This is a genomic window from Methyloversatilis sp. NSM2, from assembly GCF_038066675.1.
GTDB lineage: Bacteria > Pseudomonadota > Gammaproteobacteria > Burkholderiales > Rhodocyclaceae > Methyloversatilis > Methyloversatilis discipulorum_A.
The window spans coordinates 286609-312525 of sequence record NZ_JBBUKV010000005.1 but is presented as its reverse complement, the minus strand read 5'-3'; the positions used below and the strand labels follow the sequence as shown (position 1 = coordinate 312525).

Sequence of the window (25917 nt, the reverse complement as noted above, 5' to 3'; positions counted from 1 at the left end):
CGTCATGAGCACGCCCGAATCCATCCCCCATCTGCCGGTCATCATCGTTGGCGGCGGCCAGGCCGGCCTGTCGATGAGCGCCTGCCTGCAGCAGTCCGGCATCGAACACCTGGTGCTGGAAAAGCACAGCGCGATGCACGTCTGGCGCACCCAGCGCTGGGACAACTTCTGCCTGGTCACGCCGAACTGGCAGTGCGCGCTGCCCGGCCACGCCTACGAGGGCCCCGAGCCGCACGGCTTCATGAAGAAGGACGAGATCAACGCCTGGCTCGACGCCTTCCGTCGCAAGGTGAATCCGCCGCTGCGCGAAGGCGTGTCGGTGCAGCGCGTGACACCGCGGCCGGACGGCGGCTTTCACGTGACGACTTCGATCGGCGACTGGACCGCCGACCAGGTCGTCGTGGCCAGCGGCGGCTATCACGTGCCCATCGTGCCGCGCATGGCCGAGCGCTTGCCGGCCGGCATCGTGCAGCTGCATTCCGAGCAGTACCGCAATGCCGACGCGCTGCCGCCGGGCGCCGTGCTGGTCGTGGGCTCGGGCCAGTCCGGCGCGCAGATCGCGGAAGACCTGCATCTGGCCGGCCGCACCGTGCATCTGGCGGTCGGTGATGCGCCGCGCTGCGCCCGCTTCTACCGCGGCCGCGACGTCGTCGACTGGCTGGCCGACATGGGCTACTACGACATGCCGGTGACCGCCCACCCGCTGCGCGAAGGCGTGCGCGACAACACCAACCACTACGTGACCGGCCGCGACGGCGGGCGCGACATCGACCTGCGCCGCTTCGCGCTCGAAGGCATGCAGCTGTACGGGCTGATGCAGGACTACCGCGACGGCATGCTGCAGTTCGCGCCCGGCCTGCGCGCCGCGCTCGACAGCGCCGATCGCACCTACAACGGCATCAATGCCGCCATCGACAAGCACATCGCCGACCGCGGCATCGACGCACCGCCGCCGTCGGTCTATGAGCCGGTGTGGCAGCCGGGCGAGGAACGCGCGGCGCTCGATCCGGTTGCCGCCGGCATCACCAGCATCATCTGGTGCATCGGTTTCTCGCCGGACTTCCGCTGGGTGGACGCGCCGGTGTTCAACGGCCGCGGCGATCCGGTACATGTGCGCGGCGTGACGCAGCAAGCCGGCCTCTTTTTCCTTGGCCTGCCCTGGCTGCACACCTGGGGCTCCGGCCGCTTCTCCGGCGTGGCACGCGACGCCGAATACCTGGCCGCGCGCATCGCCGCGCTGCGCGCGACGCAGCCCGCTGACGCGGAGGCACTGACATGCTGATGGACAGCGCCGAGCGCCTGCAGTCGGCGGCGGCGCTGCAGCAGCAGTATTGCGCCGGCATGCCGCAGCTCGGCCTGTACGGCCTGTCGGAGAACTGGCTGCTGAAGGAATGCGGCCATCTGCACTGGATGGCGATCGCGCGCGCGCAGGGCAGGGCGGTGCCGGAGTTCGCCGACGCCGCCGGCCGCAAGAGTTATGCCGCGCTGACTGCGGTGCATCTGCACGAGGCGCATCTCGACGCGGTGACGGAGAACGTGCCGTTCTCGCTGTCGGTGCGCGCCGTGTCGCCCGGCCGCGCCCAGCACTTCAGCGCGCAGACCTTGCGCAGCGGCAATACGCGTGCGGCGCGCATCGAACTGCTGTCCGCCTTCGTGCGCCGCGACGCCGGCAGCAACCGCAGCATCGTGCGCGCACCGGTCGAAGGTCCGGAGTGCGGCGACCGCACGCTGACCGACGCCGCGCTGTCGCTGCAGGCGCGCGCCCGGCTGTTCCGCAGCGGCGACGGCGTGGCGCGCATGGGCTTGCAGCTGGCCGCGAATGGCGGCGTGCTGCGCGCGGTCGACATCACGCCCTGTCCGCACAACGACTTCAACGGCGCCGGCCTGCTCTATTTCGCCAGCTTCCAGGCGCTGGCCGACCGCGCCGAACTGGCCTGCTTCGGGCTGCGCCCGGCCCTGACCGCCGAGCGGGAACTGTATTTCTACGGCAACATCGACCCCGGCGAGACAGTGCGTGTCGAACTGCTCGCCGCACGCGACGACAGCGCCGAGTTCGCGCACTGGTGGCGCGTGCGCCGCTGTGCCGACGGCGCGCGCATCGCCGACCTGATCACCCGCAAACGACGACTGGCCTGAACGCCCCGATGGACAAGACCTCGCAGCTCTGGCTCAAGCGCATCCGGTCGAGCAACAAGCCGGCCTATCTGCTGATCGCCGACCTCATCGCCGAGGACGTGCGCAGCGGACGGCTGACGCCGCGCGACCGGCTGCCGGCGCTGCGCGACCTGGCTGATTCGCTTGAACTGAATTACACGACGGTGGCGCGCGGCTATGCCGAGGCACGCAAGCGCGGGTTGATCGATTCGCGCGCTGGCATGGGTACCTTCGTCCGCGGGTCGACGCCGGGCATGGCGCTGCGCGGCGGCAGTGCCGCCGAAATGACGATGAACCTGCCGCCCGAACCGCAGGAACCGGCGCTGCTCGCCCATCTGCGCGACAGCGCGGCGCAGCTGATGGCGCAGTCCGACTGGAACGACCTGCTGCGCTACCAGGATTTCGGCGGCACGCGCGAGGACCGCGCTGCCGGCGTGCACTGGCTGCGCCAGCGGCTGCCGCTGTGCGCCGCCGAGCGCGTGCTGGTGTGCCCGGGCATCCATAGCGCGCTGACCGCGCTGGTGTCGCTGCTGGCGCGACCGGGCGAAACGATCTGCGTCGAGTCGCTGACCTATCCGGGCATCAAGGCCATCGCCGCCCAGCTCGGCGTGCAGTTGCACGCGCTGCCGCTCGACGACGACGGCCCCAGCGCCGACGCCTTCGAGCACGCGTGCAAGACGCTGAAGCCGCGTGCGCTTTACTGCAACCCGACGCTGCTGAACCCGACCACCGCCACCGTCACCCGCGCGCGGCGCGAGGCGCTGGCGGACGTCGCGCTGCGCTACGCCATCCCCATCATCGAGGACGACGCCTACGCGATGCTGCCGCCCGAGGTGCCACCGCCGCTGGCCGCACTCGCGCCGGCGCTCACCTATTACATCGGCGGCCTGTCCAAGTGCTTCGGCGCCGGCTTGCGCACCGCCTACGTACATGCACCGGGGCCGCGTCAGGCCGAGCGGCTGGCCGGCGCGCTGCGCGCGACCACCGTCATGTGCTCGCCGGTCACCAGCGCGCTGGCCACCCGCTGGATCACCGACGGCACCGCGGACGCGATGCTGCAGGCCATCCGCGCCGAATCCGTCGCGCGCCAGGCGTCAGCGGCGCGACTGCTGGCCGGGCACGCGCTGCGTGCGCAGCCCGAAGGCTTCCACTTCTGGCTGCCGCTGAGCCCGGACTGGGCCATGGTCGAGTTCGCCTCCAACCTGCGTGCGCAGGGCGTGGCGGTCGTCGCCAGCGCCGCCTTCAGCACCGACGGCACGCCGCCGGACGCGGTGCGCGTCTGCCTCGGCGGCCCGATGTCGCGCGAGGACTGCGACATCGCGCTGCGCCTGATCGCCGACACGCTGGAACATCCGGTGCACCCGCACGCGAATGTGATGTGAGGGCAGGGGCTAGGGACTAGGGGGCAGGGGCTGTGGCCGGCAGCCCGGATGCGCATGTCGCGGCATCTGCCTGTCGGCTGCTTTTACACCGACCTGTCCGAGGAATGGCCGTGATGGGGCCTGGCGAACGTAAGCCCTTGCTTTTGCGGGAGAGTGGCGCCGGTCGGGCCTGCACTGGTGCAGCTCTTGCTCGCGGTCAGTTGTATCGTGGCTTTCCAGCAGAGGAGCACTATCAATGAGCGTAACGAACAGGGCATTCGTTGCCGCAGGACTGTTGGCTTCCATCGTCGCCGCGGTTCCGGCGCAGGCAGCAAGCCTGTCCGGTTCCTACACGGCGGACGATTACGCAACGGTCTATCTGTCCACCGATCTGCTTGCCGATGCCGGTGAAATCATCAGCGACAAGACCACGCTCTGGGGCGCCAGCGAGAGCTTCTCGGATGTCGCGTTGGTGGCGGGGCAGGACTACTACCTGCTGATTCACGCGCGTAACGTGTTCAGCGGTCCGGCCATGTTCCTCGCGGATTTCTCGATCAGCGGCGAAGGCTTCCGTTTCGCCAACGGCCAGCAGACCCTCAGCACCGGCACCGCATACTGGACCGTGAACGAAAGCGGTTTCGGCGCGCCGGGCGCGACACCCGTGAGTCTTGGAACGAATGCCGGCCTGCAGATCTGGGGTCAGCGCCCGGGCATTTCGGCCGATGCCGAAGCGATCTGGGCCTATTACGCGGACTGGAGCGCCGGCTACAACGGTCCGGCGTATTTCGTCGCCCACATCGTGGCCGTGCCGGAGCCGGAAACCTGGGCGATGTTCGGTGCGGGACTGGCACTCCTGGCGACGCGCCGGCGCGCCGTGAAGCGCTGAACCGGGGCGTTTTCTCGACTTCGGCGACTGGAGCGGAACCGGCGCTACCGGAACAGGAAGCGACTGCGTTCGCTCGCCTGCTCATCCGCCCTGTCGCGCGGCCTGACCACGATGTCCAGCGGCTGCGCGCCGCGCAGCGTGCCGTCGTCGGGCGCGGATACGGTCAGTCTCAGGCTGGCCACGCTGTTCGGGGCGACGCGCAGACGGTCGTTGCCGACGACGGTCGCACCCGGCACGCCGTCGATCTGTGCGACGTACTCGACCTCGTCGCGCGTCAGGTTGGCGACCTTCAGCAGGTAGGCGTTCTCGATGCGGCCGTCGGCCGTTTCGCGCATCAGCACGCCGCGATCGCGCAGCACGTCGAGTCGCACTTCGGGCCGGGTCACCATCTGCCACACGCCAAGCGCGGCGAACACGGAGAGCAGCGCGGCGTAGAGCTTCACGCGTGGCTGGACCGCCGTGGGGGCGCGTCCGGACAGCACGTGTTCGGACGCGTAGCGGATCAAGCCGCGGGCGCGGCCGACCTTGTCCATCACCGTATCGCAGGCATCGACGCACAGGCCGCAGTTGATGCAGGCGTACTGCACACCATTGCGGATGTCGATGCCGGTCGGGCACACCTGCACGCAGATCGTGCAGTCCACGCAGTCGCCGGCGCCGCGGCTGCGGGCGGATGCACGCGGCTCGCCACGCAGCCTGTCGTAGCCGACCTGGCGGGTATGCGCGTCGGTCATCACGCCCTGGAAGCGCGAGTACGGGCACATGTGCTGGCACACCGATTCGCGCGCGAAGCCGGCCTGCAGATACGTGAAGGCGGCGTAGAACAGCAGCCAGAAGCCTTCCCACATGCCCACATCCCAAGCGGCGAGGCGCGGCAGCAGATCGCGGATCGGCGTGAAGTAGCCGACAAAGGTGATCGCGGTCCACGCCGCCAGCGCGAGCCACAACGCGTGCTTGGCGCCCTTGATCGCCGCCTTGCGCGCGCCCCACGGTGCGGCATCCAGCGCACGGCGCGCGGCGGGTTTTCCTTCGATGCGCGCCTCGATCCACGTGAACATCATCGTGTAAACCGTCTGCGGACAGGCGAAGCCGCAGAACAGCCGCCCGGCCAGCGCGGTCACGAAGAACAGCGCCAGCGCCGCGACGATGAGAACGAAGGCGAACAGCAGCGCGTCCTGCGGCCACAGCACCTGGTCGAACAGGTAGAGCCGCTCGTGCGGAATGTCCATCCACAGCGCCGGCCGCACCGTGTCGCCGTCGCGCCAGGTGAGCCACACGCCACCGTAGAACACGAGCTGGGTGAGCCACACCATGGCCCAGCGCCAGGTGTTGAAACGGCCGGACACCGCGCGCGCATGAACGGTGCCGGGGCGGGGATGGAAGGCGAGCGGCACGGCGCGGACCGCGCCTCCCGCCAGCGTCGTATCGGTGTTCATCTGCAGGCTCCGGAAAAGGATGCCGGCAGTACACCCGCCGCAGGCGGACAGGAACAGATTCAGGGAAGTGGAATCAATATGGGCACAGATGGAATCCGTCGTGCCTCTTGATGCGGGTCAAGTGACCGACGCCAGCGGATGCGGGATGCCCTTGTCGCCATAGGTGCGCACCACCTGCGCGATCACGACCTGGTAACCCTTGAGCCAGCGCGCCTGCAGCTGCTTGGCCCGGATGTGCTCCGGGTGAGTCATCAGCGCCTGCAGCGCGTCCATCGAATCCCAGTAATAGACATTCGAGATCAGCCCGGTTTCGGCGTTCTCCCAGGCTTCCTCGCCGAGGTAGCCGGGAATGGCGCGGGCGACCTCTGCGATGACCGCGTCCAGCGCGTGGAAGTCGTCGCCGTACTGGCCTTTGGCGAAGGTGAAGGTGGAGGTGAACATGGCGTCTAAGGCTGAACAGGAGGGCTGCCGCGAGGGGTCCGGAGGGCAGCGATCATGACAGATGAACGGAGTCGGGCGTCGAACGTATCACGACCCGGCCGTGCGGTCGCGTCCGGTCATCCGGTCCCGCCGCCGAGCGATGCATTCGAACGTCAGGCGCAGTCACCCCTGCTGTGCAATCAGTTGCCCCAACTCACGCACCGCCGCCCTTCGCGCCTCGGTATCCGGATGCCCGAAGTTCAGCCGCACGAAGTTCCTGAATTCGCGCTGCGCGGAGAAGATCGGCCCGGGCGCGATGCTGATGCCTCTTGCCAGTGCTTCGCGGTGCAGCGCCAGCGTGTCGCAGACCTCCGGCAGTTCCAGCCACAGGAAGTAACCGCCCTCGGGCTCCGCCATGCGGGTGCCGGTGGGGAAGTGCGCTTCGACGTCGGCGACCAGCGTGGCCTGCTGCGCGCGCAGGGTGGCGCGCAGCGTGCGCAGGTGGCGGTCGTAGCCGCCCTGCTTCAGGTAATCGGCCAGCGCGTGCTGCAGCGCGACCGGTGTGGCGAGGCTGAATGACAGCTTCTGCCGGCGGATCGCGTCGGCGTAACGGCCGGCGGCGACCCAGCCGACGCGGAAGCCGGGGGCCAGGCATTTGGAAAAGGACGACACGTGCATGACGCGGCCGTCGCGGTCCAGCGCCTTGCTGCACAAGGGCGCCTGTTCGCCGTGGTGCAGTTCGGCATAGACGTCGTCCTCGATCAGTGGCACGTCGTGGCGGTCGAGCAGGGCCATCAGCTGGCGGCGACCGTCGTCGGGCACGCATGCGCCGGTCGGGTTGGCGTAGTTCAGCATGAACAGGCAGGCGCGCACCGGGTGCCTGTTCAGCAACTGTTCGAGCGCGGCGAGGTTAAGGCCTTCGCGTGGATGGCTGGGAACCTCGATCACCTTGAGCCCGAGCCGCTCGGCGGCCTGCAGGCCGGCGTAGAAGGTGGGCGATTCGACCGCGATCAGGTCGCCCGGCCGGGTCACCGCCTGCAGGCAGAGGTTCAGTCCCTCCATCGCGCCATTGGTGATGATGATGTCGTCAGGAGCCACGTCGGCGCCGAGGCCGAGGTAGCGCAGCGCGATCTGCCGGCGCAGTTCGGGGTGGCCCGGCGGCAAGTCGGTCAGCGTGTCCTGCGGCTTGATGCGGCGCGCGGCGGCGGCGAGGGCGCGGCCGAGACGGTCGAGCGGGAACAGCTCGGGTGCCGGAAAGCTGGAACCCAGCGGCACGACGGCCGGGTCGCGCACGCTGTCGAGAATTTCGAAGATGAAGTCGCTCACCTGCAGCGCGGTCGAGCGCTGGCCCGGCCGCGACATGGCCGGTTCCGGCAGGCGCTGACCGAGGCGGGCGCGCACGAAGTAGCCGGAGCGCGGGCGCGCCTCGACCAGGCCGCGGCTTTCAAGCAGTGCGTAGGCCTGCGTGACGGTGATCGGGCTGAGGTCGTGCGCGCGGCAGGCGTGGCGTACCGAGGGCAGGCGGTCGCCCGGCCGCAGCACGCCGTCGGCGATCAATTGCGCGGTGCGGTCGGCGAGGTCCTGGTAGAGCGTCATGCGCCGATGCTATCAGGCGTAACGCTGCCCCCGACTGCGCTTCAGCCGGCCAGCTTTCGGAAGCCGAGCAGCCGGGTGCCACCGCCCGCCGGGTTGGGCCCGTAGATGCCGAGGATGCGGGCGTATTCCGGCGCGTAGTAGCGGCCGATCGAGCCGCCGCGCACGCAGACGGTGTCGCCGGTGGTCGCCTCGACGGTGACACCGGCCGACTCGACGAACAGCCGGCCTTCGAGCACGTAGGCGTATTCGTCGTGCGCGTGCTCGTCGGTCCAGGTTTCGCCGCGCAATTCCCATTCCATCAGGACCGGCTCGGTCCAGCCCTTGGGGTCGGGGCGGGTGATCCAGTGCACGCCTGGTCCGCCGTCGCCGACCAGTGGCTGTTTCGGGTACTTCACCGGTGCGTCCGGCATGAGAGGCCTCCTGAATGTGCGGTCACCGCGATCCGCCCGGGCGATGTCGTGCCGAGGGCGGGCGCGGAAGTGGAGGCCGATTATTCGGGTGGGGGCGGCGCAGGACAATGCCCCGAAAGAGGTAGCCGCCGCGGTTTCCGCTTCATGCGGCAGTGCAAGATTGACAGCGGCGATTCGAGGGTCTAGATTCAAACGAACGTTTGAACACAAGGCCGTGCCTGACCCGATGGACGCCCGCCGCAATCGACTTTCCGTGACCGAAACACGCCTCCGCATCCTCGATGCGGCGCAGACACTGTTTGCCGCGCACGGTTTCGAGGCGACCTCGATGAGGATGATCACGACCACGGCCAGCGTCAATCTGGCGGCGGTCAATTATCACTTCGGATCGAAGGACGTGCTGGTGCAGGAGGTGCTCCTGCGCGGGCTGCGACCGCTGAACGCGCTGCGCATGCAGGCGCTCGACGAAGCGGAAGCCGCCGCCGGCGATGCGCCGGTCAAGGCGCGGGTGATCGTCGAGTGCTTCTTCAGCGGATCGCTCGCGCTGGCCGCGCGCAGCGAACAGGGGCGCGAATTCATGCGTCTGCTGGGCCGCACTTTCACCGAGCCGTCGGCGGTGGTGCGCGAGTGCCTGGCGACCGAGTACGCGCCGGTGATCGGCCGCTATCGCGACGCCCTCAGCCGCGCGCTGCCGGCGGTGCCGGTCGAGGACATCGTGTGGCGCCTGCATTTCATGTTCGGCGCCATGTCCTACGCGGTATCCGGCATCGACACGCTGCAGGTGATGACCGGCGTGCAGATCGACGAGCCGGATGCGATGGCGCGCATGGTGCCGCGATTGATGAGTTTCCTGCTCGGCGGCCTGCGTGCGCCGTTGCCGGAATCGAACTGACGGGGCGAAAGCCCGGACGATTGCAACTAGACTGCGGACATAAGCACCTTGCGTGCGTATCGCAGCAGCATGACCGGACGAGGAGATATACATGACCTGGACGCTTCTTCTGCTGTTGCCGCTGGGCCTGATTGCACTGGCCTACCTGCGTGTGCCGCTGCTGCTGATCACCGCGGCGCTCGCCGCCTGGCTGGTCGCCGCGGCGTTGCATTTCGACTGGTCGGTCGCCGCTTGCGTCACTGCCGCCGTGCTGCTCGGCGTGCCGGCGCTGCTGTTGAATCTGGTGCCGCTGCGCCGCGCACTGATTTCGCGGCCGCTGCTGGCGGTGTACCGCAACATCCTGCCGCCGATGTCGGACACCGAACGGATTGCGCTCGAAGCGGGCACCGTCTGGTGGGAGGGCGAACTGTTCCGCGGGCATCCCGATTGGCAGAAACTGCACGCCTACCCGGAACCGCAACTGAGCGCCGAAGAACAGTCCTTCCTCGACAACGAGGTCGATGAGCTGTGCCGTCTGTCCGACGACTGGCGCATTTCGCACGAGCTGAAAGACCTGCCGCCCGAGACCTGGCAGTACATCAAGGACAAGGGCTTCCTCGGCCTCATCATTCCGAAAAAGTACGGCGGCAAGGAATTCTCGGCCTGGGCGCATTCGCAGATCGTGACCAAGCTGTCGACGCGCTGCTCCGCCTCGGCGGTGACGGTGATGGTGCCGAACTCGCTCGGCCCGGCCGAACTGCTGCTGCATTACGGCACTGACGCGCAGAAGGATCATTACCTGCCGCGCCTGGCCAAGGGGCTGGAGATTCCGTGCTTCGCGCTGACTAGCCCGCAGGCCGGTTCCGACGCGGCGTCGATTCCGGACTACGGCATCGTCTGCCGCGGCATGCACGAAGGCCGCGAAGTACTCGGCATGCGCGTGACCTGGGACAAGCGCTACATCACGCTGGGCCCGGTCGCCACACTGCTCGGCCTCGCTTTTCGCCTGTACGACCCCGATCACCTGCTCGGCGATACCGAAGACATCGGCATCACCTGCGCGCTGATCCCGACCGACCACCCAGGTGTGCAGATCGGCCGTCGCCACTTCCCGCTGAACGCGGTGTTCCAGAACGGCCCGAACTGGGGGCGTGACGTGTTCATGCCGATGGAGTGGATCATCGGCGGTCCGGCGATGGCCGGGCAGGGCTGGCGCATGCTGATGGAGTGTCTGGCCGCCGGCCGCTCGATCTCGCTGCCAGCCTCCAACACCGGCATGGCCAAGCTCACCGCGCGCGCCGTCGGCGGCTATGCCCGCGTGCGCAGCCAGTTCAAGACCGCGATCGGCCGCTTCGAAGGCATACAGGAACCGCTGGCCCGCATCGGCGGCCACCTGTACATGATGGACGCCGCGCGGCGGATGACGGCGTCGGCGATTGATCTCGGCGAGAAGCCGTCGGTGGTGTCGGCCATCGTCAAGTACCACATCACCGAACGCGCCCGCATCGTCGTCAACGACGGCATGGACATCCTCGGCGGTAAGGGCATCTGCCTGGGCCCGTCGAACTTCCTCGGCCGCGCCTACCAGCAGATCCCGATCGGCATCACGGTCGAGGGCGCGAACATCCTGACGCGCAGCCTCATCATCTTCGGTCAGGGCGCCATCCGCTGCCATCCCTATGTGCTGCGCGAGATGCGCGCCGCACTGGCCGACGATACGCCGGAAGCTCTCAGGGAATTCGACGACGCGCTGTTCGCCCACATCGGCTACACCGCGAGCAATGCAGTGCGCACGCTGATCACCGGCCTGACCGGCTCGCACTGGGTCGGCGTGCCGGGCGACCTCGCGCCGGAAACGCGCCGTTACTACCAGCAGCTCACCCGCTTCTCGACCGCCTTCGCCTTCATCGCCGATGCCGCCATGCTGACCATGGGTGGCGACCTCAAGCGCAAGGAGAAGCTGTCGGCCCGGCTGGGCGACATCCTGTCGCTGATGTATCTGTGCTCGGCCACGCTGAAGCGCTACGAGGCCGAAGGCCGGCAGGCCGCCGACGCACCGCTGATGCACTGGGCGATCTGGGACGCCATGTTCCACGCGCAGACCGCGTTCGAGGGCGTCATTTCCAACTTCCCGAACCGCCTGATCGGCATGCTGCTGCGCCGCCTCATCTTCCCGCTCGGCCGGCCCTACGTGGTGCCGTCGGACCGCCTCGGCGGCGAGGTGGCGAAGTTGCTGATCGAGCCGTCGGCGACGCGCGACCGGCTGACCGCCGACATGTACGTACCGCAGGACGAGCACGACGCGGTCGGTGCCATCGAGCACGCGCTGAAAGCCACGGTCGCCGCCGAGGCGATCGAGGCCAAGGTGCGCGCGGCACAGAAGCGCGGCGAACTGAAGGCGCGCGGGCCGGGCGTGATGCGTGCCGCTTTCGAGGCCGGCGTCATCGACGCGCAGGAATTCGCGCTGGTCACCCGGCGCGACGAACTGCGCGACCGCGTGGTCAAGGTGGACGATTTCGCGCAGGACTTCGGTGTCGACGCCGTGCCTGCGACGCCGGCCGAAGCGCGCAACGTCACCGCGCTCGCCGCCTGAGGAGTGTTCATGTCGTTTCCTGAAGTATTCGTCGTCGATGGGGCACGCACCCCCTTCCTGAAATCGCGCAACGCGCCCGGGCCTTTCGCTGCCGCAGACCTCGCGGTGGCGGCCGGCAACGCGCTGCTGGCGCGCCAGCCCTTCCGGCCGGACCAGCTCGACGAAGTCATCCTCGGTTGCGCCGCGCCGTCGGCCGACGAAGCGAACATCGGCCGCATCGCCGCGCTGCGCATGGGCTGCGGCGATCGCGTGCCCGGCTGGACGGTGATGCGCAACTGCGCCAGCGGCATGCAGGCACTCGATTCCGGCCTGGCCAACATCCAGCGCGGCCGCGCCGACCTGGTGCTGGCCGGTGGTGTCGACGCGCTGTCGCGCGCCCACCTCTTGTTCTCCGACGCGATGGTGCGCTGGCTGTCGCAGTGGTACGCGGCAAAGACGCTGGGTCAGCGTGCGTCGCTGATCACGAAGTTCAGGCCGGCGATGCTGGCGCCGGTGATCGGCCTGATCAAGGGACTGACCGATCCGGTGATCGGACTGAACATGGGCCAGACTGCCGAGAACCTTGCGGCCCGGTTCGCCATCAGCCGCACGCAGATGGATTTCTACGCCATGCGCTCGCACCAGCGCACGGCACGTGCGCTCGACGAAGGCTGCTTCGGCGAAATCGTTCCGCTGACCGACCGCGACGGCAAGCTGTACGCCGAAGACGACGGCATGCGCCGCGACTCTTCGGTCGAGCGGCTGGCGAAGCTGCGCCCGGTGTTCGACCGCAAGCACGGCCACATCACCGCCGGCAACAGTTCGCAGGTGACCGACGGCGCGAGCTGGCTGCTGCTCGCTTCGCAGAAGGCCGTCGACCAGTACGGCCTGAAGCCGCTCGGCCGCATCCTCGACGTGCAGTGGGCGGCGCTCGATCCGGCGCAGATGGGTCTGGGCCCGGTGCATGCCGCGACGCCCATCCTGCAGCGTCACGGCCTCGGACTGAACGACCTCGACGCCTGGGAAATCAACGAAGCCTTCGCCGCCCAGGTGATCGGCTGCATCGAGGCGTGGAAGAGCGACAGCTACTGCCGCGAACAGCTCGGACTGTCACACGCGCTCGGTACGCTGGACGAGCGACGCCTCAACGTCGACGGTGGCGCGATCGCGATCGGTCACCCGGTCGGCGCCAGTGGCGCGCGCATCGTGCTGCATCTGCTGCACGTGCTGAAGCGTCGTGGCGGTGGCCGCGGCATGGCCTCGATCTGCATCGGTGGCGGACAGGGTGGTGCGATGCTGGTGGAAACCGCATGAGCGCGCATGCAAGCGATCTGAAGCACTGGCGCATCGAACGCGACGAGGACAACCTCGTCTGGCTCGTGTTCGACCGCGCCGGCGAGAACGTGAACACGCTGTCCGGCGAGGCGATGCGCGAGCTTGGTCTGGTGCTCGACGCCTTCGACGCCGCACCGCCGCGTGCGCTGGTCATCCTGTCTGGCAAGACGAGCGGCTTCATCGCCGGTGCCGACATCGGCGAATTCGGCGCGGTGAAGGACGAAGCCGGCGCCCGTGACATCGTTGGCCGCGGCTGGAACCTGTTCAACCGGCTGGCCGCGGTGCGCTACCCGACCTGCGCGCTGGTGCGCGGCTTCTGCGTCGGCGGCGGCACCGAATTGGCGCTCGCCTGTCGCCACATCGTTGCGGTCGATGAGCCCGGCACCCGCTTCGCGCTGCCCGAAGTGCTGCTGGGCATCGTGCCCGGCTGGGGCGGCATGCTGCGGCTGCCGCAGCGCATCGGCGCGCCGGCCGCGCTGGACATGATGCTGACCGGCCGTGCACTCGACGTGAAGCGGGCGAAGGCGGCGGGTCTGGTCGACGAGATCGCGCCGGCACGATTGATGCGCGAGCACGCCCGCGCCCGCGTGCTGGCCGACCCGGCGCGTCGTCCGCTGCCGCTGCTGCAGCGCCTGCTGCTCGGCCCGCTGCGCGGCATCGTGGCGAAGAAGGCGCTCGAAGGCGTGGCCAAGAAGGCGCGTCGAGAACATTACCCGGCGCCTTACGCCATCGTCGACATGTGGCGCGACTTCGGCGGCAACGCGCTGGCGGTGCCTGCTGCGCATCCGGCGTCGATGGCGGCACTGGTGGCCCACCCGACCACGCCCAACCTGCAGCGCGTCTATCACCTGCGCGAACGGCTGCGCGGCTACGCGAAGAGCGAGGTCGGCTTGCCGCCCATCCGTCGCGTGCATGTCGTCGGCGCCGGTGTCATGGGTGGCGACATCGCTGCCTGGTGCGCGCTCCGTGGTTTCCATGTGACCTTGCAGGACAACGGGCTGGCGCGCATCGCGCCGGCGATGCAGCGGGCGGCGAAGGCATTTGCGCGCAAGTTCCGCCGCGACCGCAAGGCGCAGCGCGACGCGCTCGACCGGCTGATTCCGGATCCGACCGGCGCCGGCGTCGCCGGTGCCGACCTGATCATCGAAGCGATCTACGAGGACCTCGACGCCAAGCGGGCGCTGATGCACGACATCGAACGACGCGCCCGGCCCGATGCCCTGCTCGCCACCAATACCTCCAGCCTGCGCGTCGAGGACATCGCGCAGGCGCTGCACGTGCCCGGTCGGCTGGTCGGCATCCATTTCTTCAACCCGGTGGCGAAGATGCCGCTGGTCGAGGTGGTGCGCGGCGCCGACAGTTTCGAGCTCGCGGTGCAGCGCGCCGCCGCCTTCGTCGGCGCGCTCGACAAGCTGCCGCTGCCGGTGGCCAGCGCGCCCGGCTTCCTGGTCAATGCCGTGCTCGGTCCCTACATGCTCGAAGCGATGAAATGCGTCGACGAAGGGATGGCGCCAGAGGTAGTGGATCGCGCAGCGCTCGATTTCGGCTTGGCGATGGGGCCGATCGAACTGGCCGATACCGTGGGCCTCGACATCGCAATGGCCGCCGGCGCCCGCCTGACCGGCGGCGCGACCGCGCCGGCCTGCCTGCAGCAGCGGGTGGATTCCGGGCACCTCGGTTGCAAGAGCGGGCAAGGCTTCTATGTCTGGAAGGATGGCCGACCGGTGCGCACCGGCGCTGCCACCGTGCCGGCGGGACTGGCGGCACGGCTGGTCGAGCCGCTGATCCGGGTGACGCGCCGCTGCGTCGAGCAGGGCGTGGTGGCCGATGCCGACCTGGCCGACGCCGGCCTCATCTTCGGCGCCGGCTTCGCCCCCTATACCGGCGGACCACTGCACTATCATGCGGTTTCCGCAATGCAACATCAGAGTCGTACATGAGCCAGAACATCGAACACCTTCCTGAAGAACAACCCGCGCTGCGCATGCTGCCCATGCCGCGCGACATCAATGCCGCTGGCGACATCTTCGGCGGCTGGGTCATGTCCCAGGTCGACGTCGCCGGATCGATCGCCGCGATGCGCCGCACGCGCTGCCGCGTGGTGACGGTGGCGGTCAATTCATTCGTTTTCCTGCAGCCGATCACGACGCAGTACCTCGTGTCCTTCTACTCGCGCGTCGCGCGCGTCGGTACCACGTCGATCACGGTCGATGTCGACGTCTATGCAGAAACCGGCTATGACAATGTGAAGATCCTGAAGGTCGCCTCGGCGCAGCTCACCTATGTCGCGGTGAACGAGGACGGCAGCAAGAGACTGATCGCGCCCGAACAGTCCTGACAGTATTCGGTGTGCCCTGTGCAGGGACACGCCGTGAGCGCAGCACCATTTACGACGCACAGAGGAGGAGTCATGACGCAGACGAAACAGCGCCGCAGCCACGGTGCCACGATGAAGGTTCTGGCCCTGGCGATCGGCGCCTTCGGCTCGACCGCCAGCCACGCCGCCGCCTTCCAGCTGCTCGAAGGCAACGCGAGCGGCCTCGGTAACGCCTATGCCGGCAGCGCGGCGGTCGCCGAGGACGCCAGCACGGTGTTCTTCAACCCGGCCGGCATGACGCTGCTGCCCGGGCGCAATGTGGCCTTCTCGGTCGACCTCGTACGGCCGCAAGCCGAGTTCTCGAACGGCGGGTCCACCAACGCCTTCGCCCAGGGGCCGGGTGGCAATGGCGGCGATGCCGGCGACTGGGCCGCGATTCCGGCCGGCTACATGACCTGGCAACTGACCGACCGTCTGTTCGCAGGTCTCGGTGTGGGGGCACCTTTCGGGCTCAAGACGCACTACAACAACGACTGGGCCGGACGGTTTCATGCGATCAAGTCCGAACTGAAGACGGTCAACATCAACCCGTCCATCGCCTTCAAGGTCAACGACGTGTTCTCGATCGGCTTGGGCGTGAACTTCCAGCGTATCGATGCCGATCTGACCAATGCGGTCAACGCGGCGGCCATCGCCGGCGCCGGAGCCACGGCACTGGGGCGCATCCGCGGCGACGACACGGCCTGGGGCTGGAATATCGGCGCCATGTTCCAGCTGTCGCCGGACACGCGTCTCGGTGCGACCTATCGCTCCAAGGTCGATTACAAGCTCGAAGGCACCGCGCGCTTCAGCGGCTTGAACGCAGCAGGCGCAGCCGCCGCACCGACGCTCAACGCACTGCGCGGCGGCGATGTGACCGCCGATGTTGAGTTGCCCGATACGGCCACCTTCAGCGTGCTGCAGAAGATTTCCGACCGCTGGACGATGCTCGGTGACATCAGCTGGACCGGATGGTCGACGCTCCAGGAACTGGCGGTGAACCGGGTTGATGGCGTCAACGTGACGACCGAGGAACTGAAGTGGCGCGACACCTGGCGCGTCGCCTTCGGCGGCACCTATGCCTACACCGACGCGCTGAGTCTGAAGTTCGGCCTCGCCTGGGACCAGACGCCGGTGCGCGACACCACGCGCCTGCCGCGTGTTCCGGACGAGGATCGCGTGTGGCTGTCCTTCGGTCTGCAGTGGCGCCCGGACGCGACCTCGGCGGTCGATGTCGGTTACGCCCATCTGTTCGTCAAGGACGCGAAGATCAATAGCAACGGCGGCAACGCGCTGGCCAAGGGCACGCTGGTCGGCGAGTACGAGAACTCGGTCGACATACTCGGCGTGCAGTACTCGACCCGCTTCTGATCCGTCCTTCCTGTCGTACCCGGTCCGGTCGCCGCGCGCGGCCGGGCCGCCTCTCCCGGGAGTCCGCATCGTGACATCCTCCAGATTCCGCATCCGTCGCGTCGCCGTGCTGGGCGCCGGCGTGATGGGCGCGCAGATTGCCGCCCACTGCGCCAACGCGAACGTTCCCGTCATCCTGTTCGATCTGGCCGCAAAAGAGGGTGACCCCGACGCCATCGTCAAGCGCTCCATCGCTGGTCTGAAGAAGCTCGAACCGGCGCCGCTGGCCACCGTCGACCGCGCGGCTCATATCGAAGTGGCGAACTACGACCGCGACGCGGCGCGACTGGCCGACTGCGATCTGGTGATCGAGGCCATCGCCGAGCGCATGGACTGGAAGCACGGCCTGTACGCGAAGGTGGCGCCGCATCTGCGCAGTGACGCGATCTTTGCCACCAACACCTCCGGTCTGTCGATCAACGCGCTGGCCGACGGCTGCCCGGAAGCGATGCGCAGCCGTTTCTGCGGCGTGCATTTCTTCAACCCGCCGCGCTACATGGCGCTGGTCGAACTGATTCCGGCGCGCACGACCGACGCCGCGCTGCTCGACCGTCTGGAGGATTTCCTGACCACGACGCTGGGCAAGAACGTCGTGCGCGCGCTCGACACGCCCAATTTCGTCGCCAACCGCATCGGCGTGTTCTCGATGCTGGCGGCGATGCACCACACGGTACGGCTGGGCCTCGGTTTCGACGAGGTCGACGCACTGACCGGCCCGGCCATCGGCCGACCCAAATCGGCCACCTACCGTACGGCCGACGTGGTCGGTCTGGATACGTTGCTGCACGTCGTCAAGACCATGACCGACAACCTGCAGGACGATCCGTGGCACCGCCACTATGTCGCCCCCGCCTGGCTGGCCGCACTGGTCGAACGCGGCGCACTCGGCCAGAAGACCAAGGCCGGCGTCTATCGCAAGGACGGCAAGGCGATCAAGGTGCTGGACCTCGCGCTGCAGGATTACCGCGATGCCGCCGGCACGGTCGCCGAAGAGGTGCAGACGATACTTGCCGAGCGCGACCCGGCGATGAAGCTGGCCGCGCTGCGCGCAAGTCACCACCCGCAGGCGCAGTTCCTGTGGTCCATCTTCCGCGACGTGTTCCATTACGTCGCCGTCCATCTGGGCGACATCGCGCACAACGCGCGTGACGTCGACTTCGCGATGCGCTGGGGCTTCGGCTGGAGCGCCGGCCCCTTCGAAACCTGGCAGGGCGCCGGCTGGCAGCAGGTCGCCGAATGGCTGCGCGAGGACATCGCCGCCGGCCGCGCGATGTCGGACGCGCCGCTGCCGGCCTGGGTGTTCGAGCGCCACGGCGTGCACGAGGCCGCGGGTTCGTGGTCGGCTGCCGCCGCGAAGCTCGAGCCGCGCAGCGTGTCGCCGCGCCAGCTGTTCCCGGAACGCGTGCTGGCCGAAGTGCCGCGCGCGACGCACACCGTATGGGAAGGCGAGGAGGTGAGGCTGTGGACGCTGGACGACGCCGACGGCGAGCGGGTGCCGGTGCTGTCCTTCAAGAGCCGCATGTCCTGCGTCGGGCCGAAGGTGCTCGACGGCATCCGCGAAGCCATCGCGCGCGCTGAGCGCGACTTCGACGGCCTCGTGATCTGGCAGCCGCAGGGGCCCTTCTCGGTCGGTGCCAACCTGAAGCAGATCCGTCCGGTGCTCGAAGCGGGCGACTTCGTGACGCTGGAACGCGTGATCAACGACTTCCAGCAGGCGTCGATGGCGATCAAGTACGCCCAGGTGCCGGTCATCACTGCGGTGCAGAACATGGCGCTCGGCGGCGGCTGCGAGTTCGTCATGCATTCGCCGCGCGCGGTGGTGGCACTCGAAAGCTATATCGGCCTGGTCGAAGCGGGCGTCGGCCTGATCCCGGCTGGCGGTGGCTGCAAGGAATTCGCGATCCGCGCTGCGCGCGCGGCCGAAGCGTCGGCAACGAAAGACCCGATGAACTTCCTGCAGTCGGTATTCCAGACCATCGCGATGGCGAACGTGTCGAAAAGCGCACGCCACGCGCAGGAACTGGGCCTGCTGAAGCAGGAGGACGTGGTCGTGATGCACGCGAACGAACTGCTGCACGTCGCGCGCCGCAATGCGGTGGCGATGGCCGACAGCGCCTGGCGTCCGCCGCTGCCGGCGGTCGACATTCCGGTGGCCGGTCGCAGCGGCATCGCCACGCTGGACATGATGCTGGTGAACATGCGCGAGGGCGGCATGATTTCCGCGCACGACTACCGCGTCGCGCACGCGTCGGCGACCGCGCTGTGCGGCGGTGACATCGAAACCGGCGCGCGGGTGAACGAACAGTGGCTGCTCGAAGTCGAGCGGGCGCTTTTTGTCGATCTGCTGAAGACGAAGGAAACGCAGGCGCGCATCGCGCACATGATGGACACCGGCAAGCCGCTGCGGAAATGACGGGAGATTCGCGATGAAACAGATACAGGATGCCTACATCGTCGCCGCGAAGCGCACGGCGGTCGCGAAGAAGGGTGGTGCCTTCCGCCACGTGCGACCGGACGACATGCTGGCGTACGCGCTGCGCGGCGTGGTCGACGCGGTGCCCGCATTCGACCTGAACGACATCGGCGACGTGGTGGTCGGCTGCGCGATGCCGGAAGCCGAGCAGGGCATGAACGTCGCGCGCATCGGCCTGCTGCTCGCCGGCTTCCCGGTGTCGGTGCCGGGCGTCACCGTGAACCGCTTCTGTGCCAGCGGCCTCAATGCGGTGGCCGACGCGGCGCTGAAGATCATGACCGGCCAGTGCGATATCGCCATCGGTGCCGGCACCGAATCGATGACGGTGATGCCGACCATGATGGGCAACAAGGTGACGGTGAATCCGCGTGCCTTCGAGTCACCGGAGAACGTCGCCATCGCCTACGGCATGGGCCTGACGGCCGAGAAGGTGGCGCACAAGTACGCGGTGTCGCGCGAGGACCAGGACGCCTTCGCGCTCGCGTCCCACCAGAAGGCGCTGGCGGCGATCGCCGCCGGCCGCTTCGCCGGTGAAATCCTGCCCTACACCGTGCGCAGCCATCTGCCGGACCTGGCGAGCAACACGGTGCGCATCGTCGAACGCGTGTTCGATACCGACGAAGGTCCGCGCGCCGATTCGAGCGCCGAGGGGCTGGCGAAGCTGCGCCCGGCGTTCGCCGCGCGCGGCTCGGTCACTGCCGGCAACAGCTCGCAGATGTCGGATGGCGCGGCGGCGGTGCTGCTGATGTCGGAGGCGGCGGTGCAGCGCACCGGAGCAACCCCGATCGCGCGCTTCCGCAGCTTCGCGGTGGCCGGCGTGCCGCCGGAAATCATGGGCATCGGCCCGGTCGAGGCGATTCCGCGCGCGCTGAAGCAGGCCGGCATGGCGCAGGCCGATATTGACTGGATCGAACTGAACGAGGCCTTCGCCGCCCAGGCGCTGGCCGTCATGCGTACGCTCGATCTCGACCCGTCGAAGGTGAATCCGCTCGGCGGCGCCATCGCGCTCGGCCACCCGCTGGGTGCGACAGGTGCCATCCGCACCGCCACCGTCATCGCGGCGATGCAGCGCGGTGAAGCGCGCACCGGCATGGTGACCATGTGTATCGGCACCGGCATGGGTGCGGCCGGCATATTCGAGAAGGTGTGAGCGGAACAGCGACGGCGCCGGTGCGAAGGCCCAGTCGCGGCCAAGGCCGCTCCCACAGAATCATCGGCGCGGGTCGTTGCCGAGGCCTCCTGTGGGAGTGGCCTTGCCCGCGACGCAGCGCTGGCGGGCTGCGGACTTCGGTTCTCAGATCGCCGTCGCGAGCAAGCTTGCCCCACAGGACGCGTCGCCCTGCAGGCGGTATAAGCTCGCGCCTTCGTCCTTGAGGTTTCCCTGCCGATGACATCCAACGATTCCGGCCGCATCCTGACCACGCTGGAGCGCGGTGTGGCCACGCTCACCATGTCGCGCCCGTCGCGGCGCAACGCCTACACGACGGCGATGATGCAGTCATTGCGCGAGGCGGTCGAGCGGGTGCTGCCTGACCCCGAGTGCCGTGTACTGTTGCTGCGCGGCGAGGGCGGAAGCTTCAGCGCCGGCGGTGACGTGCACGAGTTTTCGCAGAGTCTGCCGCTGGATGCGCCGGCGCGTCTGGCCACCTTTCGCGCGCTGGTCGAGAACTGGGTCAATCCGGTCATCCTGGCGTTGCGTCATGCGCATCAGCCGGTGGTGGCCGCGGTGCGCGGCGACTGTGTCGGCTACGGACTGTCGCTGATGCTGGCGTCCGACATCGCGATCGCGGCCGACGACGCGGTGTTCAGCACCGCCGGCATCGGGCTGGCGCAACCGGGGGCCGGCGGTCAGTCGCACTTCCTGGTGCGCGCACTGGGTGAGCGCCGGGCGCGCGAGCTGATGTGGAGCGCGCGTCGCTTCGACGCGCACGAGGCGAAGGCGCTGGGGCTGGTCGAGCGCGTGGTGACGGTGGCGGAGTTCGACGACGCGGTCGAAGCCGAGGTCGAACGGCTGGCGAGCGGGCCGCGCCACGGCTGGGCGGAAATCAAGCGACTTCTGAATACGTCGGGCCAGCCGCTGGCGCAGCAACTGGCCGACGAAGCCGTCGCCTTCGGTCGCTGCGCCGCGACCCAGGATTTCGCCGAGGCGGTGACCGCCTTCGTTGCACGGCGCAAGCCGAAGTTCGAAGAGCGCTGAAGGCAGGTGCCCCGGGCGCCGCGCGTCGTCGTCAGCGACCCCGCGGGCGTGGGTCGCCGCCTCTCGAAGATCTCTCTGCTGCGACATTTGTAGCGCAGTTTTTCCGAGACAGCTGTCTCATTCGCCCGCCTCCGACTGTCTCAGGGACGGCTTCCTGCAAACGGCGGGTCAGCATCCCTCTCGCCGGATAGCGCCGCCTGTTCCCGATTTCCGCCGCAAGCGATCTGACACCTCCTCCGTGGCACGAATGCTGCAAGCGTATACCTGCGTGTGTCATCGGAACGCAGGAAGTTCCGCAGGCACCGGCCGATAAAAACCGGGCCGGTGACCGGGCATGCGCATCCACAACAACGGAGGAAGCCTGATGAACAAGCACAACGGCCGCGCACGGCGGCCCGGCGCATTGAATTCGGTCGCAGGGAGTCTGCTGGCAGCGCTGCTGCTCGCCCCGATGGTCGTCCATGCCGAGGATCCGGAACCCCCGCTCGGCATCAACGTGCTCGAAGCCACTTTCAAGTGGCGTCCGAACTACGTCAGCGACGACATGCTCATCCACGCCGACAAGGACGCCAACAACTGGCTGCATTACGGCAAGGACTACCAGGGCACGCGCTTCTCGCAACTGCGTCAGGTGACCCAGGACAACGTGAAGAGGCTGGTGCCGAAGTGGAATCTGTCCTTCGGCGTCAATGATGCGCAGGACAGCCAGACCACGGTGGTGAATGGCCGCATCTACGTGACGGCCAGCCAGAACAAGGTGTTCTCGATCGACGGCCTGACCGGCCGCATGATCTGGAAATACGAGCGCTCGCTGCCGGGCGATCTCGGCCCGCGCCTGTGCTGCGAGGCAGTGAACCGCGGCGTGGCCGTGTACAAGGACATGGTCTACATGGCGACGCTGGACACTCACGTCGTCGCGCTGAACAACACGACCGGCAAGGTGGTGTGGGAGAAGAAGCTGGGCGACTACACGACCGGCGAAATCTACACCTCGATGCCGCTGGTGGCCGACGGCAAGATCGTGGTCGGCAACTCGGGTGGCGACGTCGGCGGCAACGTCGGCAAGATCACCGCGCTCGACCCGGACACCGGCGAAATCGTCTGGCAGACGCTGACCCGTCCGGTCGACGCCAACGACCCGAACGCCAAGACCTGGGCCAACGACTCGTGGCGCACCGGTGGCTCGTCGGCCTGGCTGACCGGCAACTACGAAGCGAAGACCAACACCATCTACTGGGGCGTCGGCAACCCGACGCCGGACTTCGATCCGAGCGTGCGCAAGGGCGACAACCTTTACAGCAACTCGACGCTGATCATGGATGCGCGTACCGGCAAGATCAAGACGCACTTCCAGTACACGCCGAACGACGCCTGGGACTACGACGGCAACAACGAAACCATCCTGGTGGACGACGAGAAGGGCCGCAAGGTGTGGCTGCACGGCGACCGCAACGGTCACCTGTACTCGATCGACCGCACGACGGGCAAGTGCAACTGGGTGGTGCCGATCGCGCGTGTGAACTGGGTCAAGAGCTGGGGCGACAACTGCCGGCCCATCGTGAATCCGGACAAGGTGCCGGGTTACGACAAGGTAGTGAAGGACATCGCGCCGATTCTCGACGGCGGCAAGGAATGGCACCCGGCGGCCTACAGCCCGCAGACCAAGCTGCTCTACGTGCCCTACATTGACAGCTCGATGGACATCCAGGCCAAGAAGATGGAATGGAAGAAGGGTGAGTGGTTCCTGTCGTCCAAGGTGCTGAAGGCCAACCCCTACACCGGTGGCATCAAGGCGTTCAACGCCACCACCGGCGAACTGGTGTGGCAGCGTCCGCAGAGCACGCCGGCCACCAGCGGCATGCTGGCGACCGCCGGTGGTGTGGTGTTTGCAGGCGACGCCGAGGGCTGGTTCCACGCGATGCGCGACGACACCGGCGAGGCACTGTGGCGCTTCAACGTCGGCACTGGCATCCACGGCAACCCGACCACCTTCACCGTGGATGGCAAGCAGTACGTGGCCATCGTGTATGGCCCGGGCGGTGGCAGCCTGTGGCCGCTGGTGTATGACGAGCTGTTCAAGCACCAGAACCGCGGCGGCGGCATGATGATCTTCGGCCTCGCCGAGTGATGGAGCAGGGGCGCCCGCAAGGGCGCCCCGTCACGCCATGACGAAGTCCTCCGCATTCCGCACCGTCGCCTGCGCGTTGGCTCTGGCGCTGTCTTCCATCGTGTCGGCCGCCCCGCTTACCGCCTGCGTGGTCGATGGCAACGAACCGTTCTCGTCCAACTCGGGCGGGGCTCGCGGTCTCGACGTCGAGGTCGTGCAGGCGCTGTCGGCGAAGCTCGGTCGAGAACTGAAGCTGAACTGGATCGTCGTGCCGTCGCGCGGCGGCATGGGACGCGCGCTGAAGCAGTCGATTCAGGCGGGCGCCTGCGACCTGTTCGTCGGACTGCCGGAAACCGAGGGCGGCGGCGAGGACCTGACCGAACGTGGTCTGGTCGCCTCCACGCCCTATGTGTCGGTCGGCTACGTGCTGGTCGCGCCGGCGGCAGGCAAGGTGAAGTCGCTGTCCGATCTGGGCAAGGCCAGGGTCGGCGCCGTCACCGCGACGCCGGCCGACCTGCACCTGCTGGCCGGTGGCTACAACCGCACGCCTTACGGCAATCACCGGCAACTGATGGAGGCGCTGGCGCGCGGCGACATCGCGGCGGCGCTGGTGTGGGCCGGCCGCCTGGCCGAGACCCCGCCGCCGGACGGCATCGCGATACGCCAGGTGCTGACCGAGCCGTCGCTGACCACCCGTTTCGTCATCGCCAGCCGGCGCGCCGATGCGGCGCTTGGTGACGCGGTGAACGACGCGCTGGCGGCGCTCAAGGCCGACGGCACGCTGGACGCCATCGCGCGCCGGGCCGGTTTCCCCTGATCCACCGGCGCCGGCGGCCCGCCGCCGGCGCCACCGCATTCGAATGGAGTTGCAGATGTTTCGTGTCACCGCAGCGAGCCTGCTGCTCGCCGGCCTGATCGCCGGTGCGCAGGCCGACGACGCCATCCCGGCCACCAATCCGCTGGCCAACGATCCGGACGCTGCGAAAGCGGGCGAAGAGCTGTTCGGCCGCAACTGCCAGCAGTGTCACAACTCGCGCGGCAAGGGCGGCAAGGGCCCGCAGCTGGTCAAGGGCGCCTGGGGACCGGGCGGTGCCAATACCGACGGCTACATGTACGGAATCATCGCCAACGGCCGCCCGAACACGCAGATGGGCGGCTTCGGCCCGGCGCTGACGCAGCAGGAGATCTGGCAGATCGTCGCCTTCCTGCGTGAGGAGGCCAAGCGCGTCAAGGCGGCCGAAAAGGCCAAGGCCGGCGCCGAGGACGACCTCTGGTTCTGATCCACCGTCCGGCTGCGCCTCTCGCGGCCGGACCTGTCGCATTTCCGATGGAGCACATTTGATGACTTACCCCCTGACACGCGCGGCCGCGCGATACGCCATCGCGCTCACGCTGACGCTCGGCGTCACCCAGGTGTCGGCCTTCGGTCCCGGTGGCCCCGGCGGCGGCAGTGCGCCGGCGGCCAGCGACGCCAGCGCCGGCGAGGAGCTGTTCGGCCGCAACTGCCAGCAATGCCACAACTCGCGCGGCAAGGGCGGCAAGGGCCCGCAACTGGTCAAGGGCGCCTGGGGTCCGGGCGGCGCGAATTCCGACGACTACATGTTCAAGATCATTTCCGAAGGGCGGCCGAACACCCAGATGGGCGGTTTCGGCCCCGCTCTGAAGCCGGAAGAGATCCGCCAGATCATCGCCTTCCTGCGCGAAGAGGCGAAGCGCGTGCAGGTCGCCGACAAGAAGGCCGCCGCGGCCGACGACGAAAACTGGTTCTGAGCCTGTCACACCACAACAAGGAGAACACGACATGAAAACACGCATCACCGCAGCGCTTGCCTTCGCCCTCGTGGCCGGCGGCGCTCACGCGCAGACCGCACAGCCGGTGCTCGACCTGGCCACCGCCAAGGCGATCGCCGAGGGCTGCGAAAAGTACGCCGCCGGCAAGGGCTGGCGCATGATCACCGCGGTGCATGACACCGCCGGCAACCCGAAGTACTTCAGCCGGATGGACGGCAGCATCCTGATCAGCGTGCAGGTTGCTCAGCTGAAGGCAGACACCTCGGCCAGCCTGCCGGTGTCCACCCGCCAGTTCCGCGAACTGGCCAAGGGCATTCCGGGCGCGGAAGTGCTGCCGCGCACCACCTCCATCATCGGCGGCCTGCCCATCATGACCTCGAAGGGCGTACACATCGGTGGCGTCGGCGTCAGCGGTGGCAGCGAGGAAGAGGACGAGGAGTGCGCGAAGAAGGGTCTGGAGGCGGCGAAGAACCTGCTGTGAACATCCTGTCCGCTCGGCGCGAAATGTAAAATTTTTTTGCGCCGGCGGGCTGCGCAACCCT

General features: G+C 68.1%; 22 protein-coding genes. 18 read left to right on the top strand and 4 right to left on the bottom strand.

What is annotated here, in order from left to right; genetic code table 11:
* Positions 1-4 precede the first annotated feature (4 nt).
* From WJU27_RS12235 to WJU27_RS12220, 4 genes are all read left to right on the top strand, one after another.
* Complete coding sequence (locus WJU27_RS12235; RefSeq protein ID WP_341422299.1) at positions 5-1282, top strand: MSMEG_0569 family flavin-dependent oxidoreductase; 1278 nt, start codon at positions 5-7, stop codon at positions 1280-1282.
* A complete protein-coding gene (locus WJU27_RS12230; RefSeq protein WP_341422298.1) occupies positions 1276-2136 on the top strand; it encodes a Pnap_2097 family protein in 861 nt (286 codons plus the stop codon). Before WJU27_RS12235 ends, WJU27_RS12230 begins: the two co-directional genes overlap by 7 nt.
* Positions 2137-2144: 8 nt before the next feature.
* Positions 2145-3536, top strand: a complete 1392-nt coding sequence (locus tag WJU27_RS12225) for an aminotransferase-like domain-containing protein (RefSeq protein WP_020163456.1) — start codon at positions 2145-2147, stop codon at positions 3534-3536.
* 235 nt (positions 3537-3771) lie between these two features.
* Complete coding sequence (locus tag WJU27_RS12220; protein ID WP_341422297.1) at positions 3772-4401, top strand: PEP-CTERM sorting domain-containing protein; 630 nt, start codon at positions 3772-3774, stop codon at positions 4399-4401.
* Between the two features lie 44 nt (positions 4402-4445).
* Here the strand turns inward: WJU27_RS12220 and ccoG are convergent, their stop codons facing one another.
* From ccoG to WJU27_RS12200, 4 genes are all read right to left on the bottom strand, one after another.
* Positions 4446-5837: a cytochrome c oxidase accessory protein CcoG gene (ccoG, locus tag WJU27_RS12215; protein ID WP_341422296.1), complete on the bottom strand. Its 1392-nt coding sequence runs from the start codon at positions 5835-5837 to the stop codon at positions 4446-4448.
* A 117-nt stretch (positions 5838-5954) separates the two neighbouring features.
* Entirely contained in the window at positions 5955-6278 is a 324-nt protein-coding gene (locus tag WJU27_RS12210) for an antibiotic biosynthesis monooxygenase family protein (RefSeq protein ID WP_341422295.1), read from the bottom strand.
* Between the two features lie 162 nt (positions 6279-6440).
* Complete coding sequence (locus WJU27_RS12205; RefSeq protein ID WP_341422294.1) at positions 6441-7853, bottom strand: aminotransferase-like domain-containing protein; 1413 nt, start codon at positions 7851-7853, stop codon at positions 6441-6443.
* Positions 7854-7894: 41 nt separating this feature from the next.
* Positions 7895-8263, bottom strand: a complete 369-nt coding sequence (locus WJU27_RS12200) for a cupin domain-containing protein (RefSeq protein ID WP_341422293.1) — start codon at positions 8261-8263, stop codon at positions 7895-7897.
* 253 nt (positions 8264-8516) lie between these two features.
* Here WJU27_RS12200 and WJU27_RS12195 point away from each other — a divergent pair, with 253 nt between their 5' ends.
* From WJU27_RS12195 to WJU27_RS12130, 14 genes are all read left to right on the top strand, one after another.
* Positions 8517-9155: a TetR/AcrR family transcriptional regulator gene (locus tag WJU27_RS12195; protein WP_341422292.1), complete on the top strand. Its 639-nt coding sequence runs from the start codon at positions 8517-8519 to the stop codon at positions 9153-9155.
* Between the two features lie 91 nt (positions 9156-9246).
* A complete protein-coding gene (locus tag WJU27_RS12190; RefSeq protein ID WP_341422291.1) occupies positions 9247-11727 on the top strand; it encodes an acyl-CoA dehydrogenase in 2481 nt (826 codons plus the stop codon).
* A 9-nt stretch (positions 11728-11736) separates the two neighbouring features.
* Positions 11737-13020: an acetyl-CoA C-acetyltransferase gene (locus WJU27_RS12185; protein WP_341422290.1), complete on the top strand. Its 1284-nt coding sequence runs from the start codon at positions 11737-11739 to the stop codon at positions 13018-13020.
* A complete protein-coding gene (locus WJU27_RS12180; protein ID WP_341422289.1) occupies positions 13017-14981 on the top strand; it encodes a 3-hydroxyacyl-CoA dehydrogenase NAD-binding domain-containing protein in 1965 nt (654 codons plus the stop codon). Before WJU27_RS12185 ends, WJU27_RS12180 begins: the two co-directional genes overlap by 4 nt.
* Positions 14978-15379, top strand: coding sequence for an acyl-CoA thioesterase (locus WJU27_RS12175; RefSeq protein ID WP_019919576.1), 402 nt, complete (start codon positions 14978-14980; stop codon positions 15377-15379). Before WJU27_RS12180 ends, WJU27_RS12175 begins: the two co-directional genes overlap by 4 nt.
* A gap of 72 nt (positions 15380-15451) precedes the next feature.
* On the top strand, positions 15452-16768 hold the full coding sequence (locus WJU27_RS12170) for an OmpP1/FadL family transporter (protein ID WP_341422288.1): 1317 nt from the start codon (positions 15452-15454) through the stop codon (positions 16766-16768).
* 70 nt (positions 16769-16838) lie between these two features.
* Positions 16839-19220 (top strand): 3-hydroxyacyl-CoA dehydrogenase/enoyl-CoA hydratase family protein, encoded by a 2382-nt coding sequence (locus WJU27_RS12165; protein WP_341422287.1) that lies wholly within the window; start codon positions 16839-16841, stop codon positions 19218-19220.
* 13 nt (positions 19221-19233) lie between these two features.
* Positions 19234-20430, top strand: coding sequence for an acetyl-CoA C-acyltransferase (locus WJU27_RS12160; protein ID WP_341422286.1), 1197 nt, complete (start codon positions 19234-19236; stop codon positions 20428-20430).
* 237 nt (positions 20431-20667) lie between these two features.
* Positions 20668-21477, top strand: coding sequence for an enoyl-CoA hydratase/isomerase family protein (locus WJU27_RS12155; protein ID WP_341422285.1), 810 nt, complete (start codon positions 20668-20670; stop codon positions 21475-21477).
* A gap of 364 nt (positions 21478-21841) precedes the next feature.
* The gene (locus WJU27_RS12150; protein WP_341422284.1) at positions 21842-23605 is read left to right on the top strand and encodes a PQQ-dependent dehydrogenase, methanol/ethanol family; all 1764 of its coding nucleotides are present in this window, start codon (positions 21842-21844) and stop codon (positions 23603-23605) included.
* Between the two features lie 37 nt (positions 23606-23642).
* Positions 23643-24401, top strand: a complete 759-nt coding sequence (locus WJU27_RS12145) for a substrate-binding periplasmic protein (protein WP_341422283.1) — start codon at positions 23643-23645, stop codon at positions 24399-24401.
* Between the two features lie 55 nt (positions 24402-24456).
* Complete coding sequence (locus tag WJU27_RS12140; RefSeq protein WP_020163472.1) at positions 24457-24864, top strand: c-type cytochrome; 408 nt, start codon at positions 24457-24459, stop codon at positions 24862-24864.
* 61 nt (positions 24865-24925) lie between these two features.
* A complete protein-coding gene (locus tag WJU27_RS12135; protein WP_020163473.1) occupies positions 24926-25354 on the top strand; it encodes a c-type cytochrome in 429 nt (142 codons plus the stop codon).
* 31 nt (positions 25355-25385) lie between these two features.
* Positions 25386-25856 carry a GlcG/HbpS family heme-binding protein gene (locus WJU27_RS12130; protein WP_020163474.1) on the top strand — a complete coding sequence of 157 codons (471 nt, stop codon included), beginning with the start codon at positions 25386-25388 and terminating at the stop codon, positions 25854-25856.
* Positions 25857-25917 lie beyond the last annotated feature (61 nt).